The sequence below is a fragment of the Aeromonas sp. R2-1 genome, assembly GCF_040908425.1.
GTDB classification, from domain to species: domain Bacteria; phylum Pseudomonadota; class Gammaproteobacteria; order Enterobacterales; family Aeromonadaceae; genus Aeromonas; species Aeromonas caviae.
In genome coordinates this window covers 1-2,831 of record NZ_JBFODR010000005.1, presented here as the reverse complement: position 1 = coordinate 2,831, position 2,831 = coordinate 1, and the positions used below count along the sequence as shown (strand labels likewise).

Genomic DNA, 2,831 nt, shown 5'->3' with positions numbered 1-2,831 from the left:
CGACACTTCTTGGGGTTGTATGGTTAAGTGACTAAGCGTACATGGTGGATGCCTTGGCAGTCAGAGGCGATGAAGGACGTACTAACCTGCGATAAGCCGTGAGCAGTCGGTAAGAGACATTACGACTCACGGATTTCCGAATGGGGAAACCCACTTAGCATAAGCTAGGTATCGCTGCGTGAATACATAGCGTAGCGAGGCGAACCGGGAGAACTGAAACATCTAAGTACCCCGAGGAAAAGAAATCAACCGAGATTCCCTCAGTAGCGGCGAGCGAACGGGGATTAGCCCTTAAGCATCTTGGAAGTTAGTGGAACGGTCCTGGAAAGGCCGGCGATACAGGGTGATAGCCCCGTACACGAAAACAACCTTGATGTGAAATCGAGTAGGGCGGGACACGTGACATCCTGTCTGAATATGGGGGGACCATCCTCCAAGGCTAAATACTCCTGACTGACCGATAGTGAACCAGTACCGTGAGGGAAAGGCGAAAAGAACCCCTGTGAGGGGAGTGAAATAGAACCTGAAACCGTGTACGTACAAGCAGTGGGAGCCCTTCGGGGTGACTGCGTACCTTTTGTATAATGGGTCAGCGACTTACATTTTGTAGCGAGGTTAACCGTATAGGGGAGCCGTAGGGAAACCGAGTCTTAACTGGGCGTCTAGTTGCAAGGTGTAGACCCGAAACCGGGTGATCTAGCCATGGGCAGGTTGAAGGTTGAGTAACATCAACTGGAGGACCGAACCCACTAACGTTGCAAAGTTAGGGGATGACCTGTGGCTGGGGGTGAAAGGCCAATCAAACTCGGAGATAGCTGGTTCTCCCCGAAAGCTATTTAGGTAGCGCCTCGGACGAATACTACTGGGGGTAGAGCACTGTTTGGGCTAGGGGGTCATCCCGACTTACCAACCCCATGCAAACTCCGAATACCAGTAAGTACTATCCGGGAGACACACGGCGGGTGCTAACGTCCGTCGTGAAGAGGGAAACAACCCAGACCGCCGGCTAAGGTCCCAAAGTTCTGGTTAAGTGGGAAACGATGTGGGAAGGCTCAGACAGCTAGGATGTTGGCTTAGAAGCAGCCATCATTTAAAGAAAGCGTAATAGCTCACTAGTCGAGTCGGCCTGCGCGGAAGATGTAACGGGGCTCAAACCAGGCACCGAAGCCGCGGATTCACGCTAAGCGTGAGTGGTAGGGGAGCGTTCTGTAAGTCTGCGAAGGTGTGTCGAGAGGCATGCTGGAGATATCAGAAGTGCGAATGCTGACGTAAGTAACGATAAAGGGGGTGAAAAGCCTCCTCGCCGGAAGACCAAGGGTTCCTGTCCAACGTTAATCGGGGCAGGGTGAGTCGACCCCTAAGGTGAGGCCGAAAGGCGTAATCGATGGGAAGCAGGTTAATATTCCTGCACGACTTGTAATTGCGATGGGGGGACGGAGAAGGCTAGGTGGGCCAGGCGACGGTTGTCCTGGTGAAAGTGCGTAGGTGGTGTTTCTAGGCAAATCCGGAGACACAACACTGAGACACGAGACGAACGCACCACGGTGCGGAAGCCATTGATGCCCTGCTTCCAGGAAAAGCCTCTAAGCTTCAGATTACAAGTCATCGTACCCCAAACCGACACAGGTGGTCGGGTAGAGAATACCAAGGCGCTTGAGAGAACTCGGGTGAAGGAACTAGGCAAAATAGAACCGTAACTTCGGGAGAAGGTTCGCTCTTGATGGTGAAGTCCCTTGCGGATGGAGCTGTCGGGAGTCGCAGTGACCAGATGGCTGGGACTGTTTATCAAAAACACAGCACTCTGCAAACACGAAAGTGGACGTATAGGGTGTGACACCTGCCCGGTGCCGGAAGGTTAATTGATGGGGTTAGCGCAAGCGAAGCTCTTGATCGAAGCCCCGGTAAACGGCGGCCGTAACTATAACGGTCCTAAGGTAGCGAAATTCCTTGTCGGGTAAGTTCCGACCTGCACGAATGGTGTAACCATGGCCATGCTGTCTCCACCCGAGACTCAGTGAAATCGAATTCGCCGTGAAGATGCGGTGTACCCGCGGCTAGACGGAAAGACCCCGTGAACCTTTACTACAGCTTGGCACTGAACATTGAACCTACATGTGTAGGATAGGTGGGAGGCTTTGAAGGCGTGACGCCAGTTGCGCTGGAGCCGTCCTTGAAATACCACCCTTGTATGTTTGATGTTCTAACGCAGGGCCCTGAATCGGGCTCGCGGACAGTGCCTGGTGGGTAGTTTGACTGGGGCGGTCTCCTCCCAAAGAGTAACGGAGGAGCACGAAGGTTGGCTAATCCTGGTCGGACATCAGGAGGTTAGTGCAATGGCATAAGCCAGCTTAACTGCGAGACGGACAGGTCGAGCAGGTACGAAAGTAGGTCATAGTGATCCGGTGGTTCTGAATGGAAGGGCCATCGCTCAACGGATAAAAGGTACTCCGGGGATAACAGGCTGATACCGCCCAAGAGTTCATATCGACGGCGGTGTTTGGCACCTCGATGTCGGCTCATCACATCCTGGGGCTGAAGTCGGTCCCAAGGGTATGGCTGTTCGCCATTTAAAGTGGTACGCGAGCTGGGTTCAGAACGTCGTGAGACAGTTCGGTCCCTATCTGCCGTGGGCGTTGGATGATTGAAGGGAGTTGCTCCTAGTACGAGAGGACCGGAGTGAACGAACCTCTGGTGTTCGGGTTGTCACGCCAGTGGCACTGCCCGGTAGCTAAGTTCGGAATCGATAACCGCTGAAAGCATCTAAGCGGGAAGCGAGCCCTGAGATGAGTCATCCCTGACCCCTTGAGGGTCCTAAAGGGCCGTTGGAGACC

The 2,831-nt window shown here is 53.7% G+C and carries 1 rRNA gene; it reads left to right on the top strand.

The features are described from left to right. Positions 1 to 21 precede the first annotated feature (21 nt). A 23S ribosomal RNA gene (locus AB5Y80_RS00300) occupies positions 22 to 2,831 on the top strand; the annotation flags it as partial.